Annotated in this window: 6 protein-coding genes; all 6 read left to right on the top strand. The window is 43.3% G+C overall.

Going from position 1 to position 6,904, the window contains the following annotated elements; translation table 11 throughout:
* Positions 1 to 1,151: thioether cross-link-forming SCIFF peptide maturase (gene scfB / locus JL57_RS29050; RefSeq protein WP_034145373.1), on the top strand; the 1,151-nt coding region annotated here is incomplete at its 5' end.
* A gap of 84 nt (positions 1,152 to 1,235) precedes the next feature.
* Positions 1,236 to 1,895 carry a hypothetical protein gene (locus tag JL57_RS29045; RefSeq protein WP_034145372.1) on the top strand — a complete coding sequence of 220 codons (660 nt, stop codon included), beginning with the start codon at positions 1,236 to 1,238 and terminating at the stop codon, positions 1,893 to 1,895.
* Positions 1,896 to 2,015: 120 nt separating this feature from the next.
* Positions 2,016 to 2,825: an MBL fold metallo-hydrolase gene (locus tag JL57_RS29040; protein WP_034145371.1), complete on the top strand. Its 810-nt coding sequence runs from the start codon at positions 2,016 to 2,018 to the stop codon at positions 2,823 to 2,825.
* Positions 2,826 to 2,843: 18 nt separating this feature from the next.
* Positions 2,844 to 3,995 carry a S1C family serine protease gene (locus tag JL57_RS29035; RefSeq protein ID WP_034145370.1) on the top strand — a complete coding sequence of 384 codons (1,152 nt, stop codon included), beginning with the start codon at positions 2,844 to 2,846 and terminating at the stop codon, positions 3,993 to 3,995.
* Positions 3,996 to 4,200: 205 nt separating this feature from the next.
* Positions 4,201 to 4,761: a hypothetical protein gene (locus JL57_RS29030; protein WP_034145369.1), complete on the top strand. Its 561-nt coding sequence runs from the start codon at positions 4,201 to 4,203 to the stop codon at positions 4,759 to 4,761.
* Between the two features lie 12 nt (positions 4,762 to 4,773).
* Positions 4,774 to 6,417, top strand: coding sequence for a carbon starvation protein A (locus JL57_RS29025; protein ID WP_034145368.1), 1,644 nt, complete (start codon positions 4,774 to 4,776; stop codon positions 6,415 to 6,417).
* Positions 6,418 to 6,904: the final 487 nt, after the last annotated feature.

Genomic DNA, 6,904 nt, shown 5'->3' with positions numbered 1-6,904 from the left:
TCGTCAAAGCAATCTGCCTTCATGTAGCCCATGACTGCAATTTGCGCTGCAAGTATTGTTTTGCGGGAACAGGGGCCTTTGGTGGAAGTAGAACTTTGATGAATCTTGAGACGGGTAAAAAGGGTATTGATTTTGTTTTAGAGTCGTCGGGGCATAGGGACCATTGTGAAGTTGATTTCTTTGGGGGAGAACCATTACTTAATTTTGGAGTCGTAAAGGACTTAGTCGAATACGGTAAAAAGGCAGCGGCGGTTCTCGATAAAACTATTAAATTTACCCTGACCACGAACGGAGTATTACTGGATGAGAAAGTCCAAAGTTTTCTCGAACAAGAGGAGATCAGTGTGGTCTTGAGTCTTGATGGCCGCCCGGAAGTGCATGATCGGATGCGGCCCTATGCCGGTGGTCAGGGAAGTTATGCTAACGTTACACAACGCATCCAACAGTTTGTAAGCAAGCGGCCAGATAGTTCTCCCTATGCGTTAGGAACGTATTATTACGTTCGCGGCACCTATACACATTTCAATTTGGATTTTGATCGCGATGTTTTACACATGGCGGATATTGGGATTAAACAGATCTCGGTAGAGCCCGTCGTGGCAGGTCAGGAGGACGCTTATGCTTTTCAGGAAGGGGATCTAGATAAAATTCGGGAAGCGTATGATCGCCTTGGTGAAGAATTATTAGTGCGCCGTGCCCAAGACCGAGACTTTAATTTCTTCCACTTCAATATCGCCTTGGACCAGGGGCCTTGCATGAATAAGCGGCTTTCCGGATGCGGAGCGGGACATGAGTATGTGGCAATTTCTCCGGAGGGAGATCTTTATCCCTGTCACCAGTTTGTGGGACAGGAAGACTATAAACTCGGGTCACTCTATGACGAAAACCCTCATCAACTAAAAGCTGAGCTGGTTAAGAGCTTTCGTTCAGCGCATGTCTATTCTAAGCCGTCTTGCCGAGAGTGCTGGGCTCGCTTTACCTGTAGTGGGGGGTGCCATGCAGCGAATGTTTCCTTTACCCAAAGCCTGACAGACGTTTATACTCTGGGCTGTGAACTTCAGAAAAAGCGTTTAGAAGTAGCGCTTTATGTAAAAATTAAAGAATCTCAACAAAATAGAATGATTTCTCCTGTTCCGGATGTCCGCTGTTAGGTAGTTTGGAGACTAAAGGTTGGATGGTTTGAGAAGACATGTTAGAATAATATTTATAAGTAGATGACCAAGGAGGCGAATTGCTTGAAGAAGAAATCACAACGTATTTTTGCAGGAGTTCTTGCTGTTCTCATTAGTATTGCAATGGTTGGTTCGGGACTGCTTGTGTTCTTCTTTACTGGAGATGAGCAACCTTACGGCTCGAATGCATCTCCACTGGCTGCCAATACTAAGGCAGGATACCAAGCCCAGAAGTTGCGTATAGATGCGATGGTTGAGCAGGCCAAGAAGGACCCTGAGAATGAACTCCTGCAAACCGCCCTTGGAAATGAGTATTATAACGCAGGGGTCGCTGCTCAAGAGGTCGCCCCCTCTGAAGTACAAGAGAACTTTAAACATGCAGTCGAGGTTTACCAGAATGTTTTAAAAACAAAAAAGGATGTCAATATCATGGTTGATATGGCGACATCCGCTTTTTATAGCGAAGATTATGAACTCGCGGAAAAAAGTTTCCAAGAGGCGTTAGAACTGGAACCTAATTTTCTGTTTGGCCTGATCAACTATGGTATTTTTCTATCACAAGCAAAGCAAGATTGGGCAGGGGCCGTTAATCAGTGGCAGAAAGCTCTTCCTTTAGCTCAGAAGAGTTCGGAGAAAGAGCAGATCCAAGCCATGATCGATCAGGCGCAAAGCCAACTGAAAGCTTCGGGGAACCAGGGGCTCTCCAACCCAAACCTACCATAAATTCTCTAGCGTACTTCTCAAGGAGGGTTTGAAATTTGTTAACAAGATGTTCACAAAAGCTTCACGCCCTCTTTGCTTTCTTTGGCTATAATTTTTTTATCATGAACGGAGGAACAGTCATTGCATTTTACAACCTTGGCGAGTGGAAGTTCCGGAAACGCAATTCTTGTCGGAGAGAATAATCGACATTTGCTGGTGGATTGTGGGATCAGTGGGAAGAGTTTGTTACATAATCTGTCCGAGTTAAACATAGCGGATTCTGAAATTGAAGGGATTGTGGTTACCCATGAACATGTAGACCATATCCGAGGAGTGGGAATAATTGCCCGCAAACTAAAGATTCCTATCTATGCTACGAAGGGTCTCTGGGAGGTCATGGGCCCTTGCTTGGGAAAGCTTGCTGAAGACCAGCGTATCAAAGTTCGAGATTCTTTTTCCTGTGCGGGACTTGAGGTCTTACTTTATCCCACATCTCACGATAGTCGGGAAAGTTACGGATTGAAGATATTACGTCCCAAACAAAAGGAAAAGAGGCATATGGCAGTCGGAATCGCTACAGACAGTGGAATAATTACTGATGATATGCATCGGCATTTGAAAGGGTGCGATGCTTTAGTTGTTGAGGCGAACTATGATGAAGAACGGTTAAAGTATGGTCCTTATCCGGCATACCTCAAGAGACGGATCAGCGGAAAATATGGACATCTAGAAAATAAGCAATTAGCGGCAGGTCTCTTAGAGTGGGTTGCAGAGAATACCCAACGGGTTGTGCTAGCCCATCTGAGTGCAGAAAATAATACTCCGGAGATTGCCTTGACCACGGTCAAACGAATCCTGGGAGACATGAATATCTCGAAAAAGTTCCCAGATCTAGAGATTCAGGTTGCTCCACGGTATACGCCGCATGAACTCATGCGATTAATGGAATAATAGCAATGGGAGGTAGTCATGAGCTATTACAATGACCAAAACAAATATTCAGGGCGTAGACCCCGCTTCTTTTCAACGTTTGCAATTGCATTAATTAGTGCTATCTTAGGCGGGGTCATTGCAGTGGCCTTGGTTCCGTCGATCTATGGAAATAAGCAACAAACACCTACAACCCAAGTGGTTCTAAATGGTGGGGCAACGACTCCGACCATCGTGACTGATGGAACGACAAATTTTCCGGTCGCTCAGATTGCCAAAGCCACGGGACCAGCGGTTGTCGGAATTGCTAACTTTCGATCGACAGGGGCTTTGTTCGGCGGGGGCGGTCTAACTGAGGTAGGAAGTGGCTCAGGCTTTATTGTTGATGCAGAACATGGCTACATTGTAACGAACAATCATGTCATTACAGGCGCCGAAAAACTCGTTGTCAGTTTGGCAGATGGACGTAATCTCGATGCCAAACTAGTGGGTGGAGATGAGCGTACAGATTTAGCTGTGGTTCAAATTTCAAATACAAAAGACTTGATCGCTACACAATTGGGAGATTCCTCAGTGCTTCAAGTCGGTGAACCAGTCGTAGCAATTGGAAATCCCGGCGGACAAGAATTTGCCCGTTCTGTGACTACAGGGGTTGTTTCGGCGACCAATAGAATCTTGAATATTCCTGGGGAAGCAAGTTTTAACCTTATCCAAACAGACGCTGCCATCAATCCAGGAAATAGCGGCGGGCCTCTGGTCAATTATCTAGGTAAGGTTATTGGAATCAATTCCGCTAAGAATCAGGAACCGGGGTTTGAAGGTATGGGTTTTGCTATCCCGATATCTGATGCATTGCCGACGATTAAACAACTGATAGAAAAAGGGTATGCCAGTCATCCAGGACTTAATGTTCAGATAGATCCTCGCTATACTGCTGAATATGCCAGTCAACGTGGTTGGCCAGCAGGGGCCTATGTATCCAGAGTAACGGCCGGCGGGCCGGCTGAACGTGCGGGAATTCGAGCCGGTGACGTTTTAACGAAAATCAATGATAAGGCTATCAAAAGTTCATTGGAATTAACTCATCAGTTGTTCAAGTATAAACCGGGTGACACGGTTACGGTTACTGTGTTCCGAGATAATAAGACTGTGGATATTTCAGTGACCCTGGTGGAAATTAAGTCGCAATAAGCTCTAATTCGAAAATGTTAAAAGCCTGTTCCTTAAGTTGGTAAGCAACCTAAGGTCAGGCTTATAATAATTCATAAAAACTGAATATTCATAATTGACTAATTATTGTCCCTGGGTAAATATAATTACAGGAATATTTGGCAAATTATTCAATAATCATAGTTTAGGACTTTTCGATGAAAAAATTAAAAAGGGGGAAAGAGAAATGTCAAATGCTTACTTAAATATTATTGAAAATAGGTTATCTGAATATTTTAGTCTTAAAAAGCATATCAACCTACATGGTCAAGTGATTGATCTATTCGCTACTCTAGAGATACAGAATGAAAAATATTTTGTCTCTAAAAGCATCAAGCTTTGGCGGGCAGAAAATTATGAGTACGTATTTTTAAGGTTATTTACTGATCTCACTGAACAAACTTTGCAAGAATTTATTAAGTACTTACAAACTTCAATTACATATTTTGTTAAACCGCATTCTGAGCATATGGAAAGTTTAATAACAGGGGTAATAATTGTCGACCAAGAACCAGATTCTCAGCTCCAAGCTCAAATTAGTTCTTTTCGTTACAGGAGGAACTTCAAGTTGACGTTGGAAGGTTGGGCTGAGATCCGCCTAATCCTTGTAATCCCCTCCTCTAATATAGTCATTACCAATAAAAGAGGCAAGGAGGTGAAGAAAATTTATACTCCGGTCTTCAAGCAAACACAATTTGACAGGGGATTTACAAAAATCAAAAAAATCATTACGTTCAAAAAAGTGTAAGGAGGTTTTTTTGTGAACTCATTAGTATTGATTGTAATTGCTATTATTGCCTTTATAGTCGCTTATTTAACGTATGGTAAATGGTTAGCCGGCAAATTTGGTTTGGATCCAACAAGACCAACTCCGGCCCATAGTATGAGTGATGGTGTAGACTATGTTCCGGCAAAGGCGCCGATTTTATTGGGTCACCATTTTGCTTCGATCGCCGGAGCAGCTCCGATCGTCGGTCCGATTGCAGCAGCAACCTTCGGCTGGATTCCGGCTTATCTCTGGATTGTTTTTGGTGGTATCTTTTTTGGCGCTGTACACGACTTCGGTTCGATTGTAGCTTCCGTTAGGCATAAAGGTAAATCCATAGGTGTTGTTATCAATGATACTATGGGTAAGACTGGTAAGCTGTTGTTTAACATCTTTGCTTGGTTAACTCTTATTTTGGTCATTGCCGTTTTTGCAATTATCATCGCCAATACGTTTGTGGCTACTCCTCAAGCAGGAACTGCTTCTATTCTCTTCATGGCCGTGGCCCTATGCTTCGGTTTTGGTGTATACCGAAAAAACTTACCTATGTTTATCACAACAGTAATCGGCGTCGCTCTGCTTCTCGTCTGTATTTGGGTGGGTATAATGTTCCCGCTTAAACTCTCATTTAGTACTTGGGTTACCCTAGAAATGCTTTATGTCTTCGTTGCTTCGGTTATTCCAGTTTGGGTTTTACTCCAACCACGTGACTATTTAAACTCTTTCTTACTTTATGGTCTCATCGTCGGATCAGTCATTGGCCTTTTCTTGTACCACCCGACAATCCAAATGACTTCTTATGCAGGATTTAAAGTAGGCAACAATTATTTATTCCCTGTATTATTTGTCACAATCGCTTGTGGAGCTTTGTCAGGATTCCACTCTTTAGTAGGCTCCGGAACCACTTCTAAACAATTAGACAAAGAAACCGATGCCCGGCTAATTGGGTACGGTGGTATGTTAATTGAATCATTGCTGGCCGTAGTAGCCTTAATAACTGCCGTAATGTTGGCCCCGGATATTTATAAGGAAATTATGACTAAGGGCGGCGGAGCTGTTCCTGTCTTTGCTAGCGGTACAGCCACCTTCTTGGCCACACTGGGGATTCCTGTGGCAACCGGCAAGGTTTTCGCATCATTGGTAGTTTCTGCGTTTGCTCTCACTTCATTGGATACAGCAACTCGCTTAGGACGCTATATTCTGCAAGAACTCTTTGAATCTGCCAGCAGCAATAAAGATGCTAAAGGCGAAACTATATCTTCCTTAAATAGGTATGTTGCAACGATTATCACAATAATCCCGGGTGCTTATCTGGCTTATAGTGGTCAAGGAATGGCTATTTGGCCGATCTTCGGCGCAGCTAACCAATTACTTGCTGCTTTGGCGTTACTCGCAGTATCTGTATGGCTGATTAAAAGCGGTAAGAGCAGCCTCTTTACCCAAATTCCCATGTACTTTATCTTCTCGTTTACTCTTACTGCCTTAGCGCTGTTCAGCATTAATAATTTTAAAGCAGGGCATACTGCACTCGCTACCTTGGCAGTTATTCTCTTTATATTAGCCATTGTCTTAGTGGTTTTTGCTCTCCAAGCTCTGAAGAAATCGAGCAATCCTTCCCAGACTAATGCCAAAGCATAATGTCATAACCAGTGGGCATATATCATAAAGGGCTTTTGATAAAAATATTTCGTCAATATTTTCCACTTCTTAAATCGCAGTAGTCTTAGAACTGCTGTGCCCTAACAGTTCCTGAATATACCTCAGGTTGAGTCCCTGCCTCAAAGAGATGGGTATATCTGCCCTCTGGCAAACATCTTTTAAATGTTTATTATTTCGACATATCTGAACCAATTCCTACTAATAATCATAACTATTGGTATATGGAAACAGCCGGAACACAATCAAAGGTGTTCCGGCTGTTATTTCGTTACGGTCCGGAAATGCATATCCGGTGGTGAAGCAGGCCAAAGCCGACTCCCGGACAAAGGGGTTGGCGATTTTACCACCTTTCATGGGTGGCGTACGTTTCAACCGTCGTCATATTCGTCTTGGCAACAGGCGGCCACTCTTTAAGCCTTTCGACCATATATTCAGCAAGCCGGCTCGCGTCTTTACTGCATTTTTC

This window comes from Desulfosporosinus sp. BICA1-9 (assembly GCF_000802135.1).
This window is presented reverse-complemented; position numbering and strand designations above follow the sequence as displayed.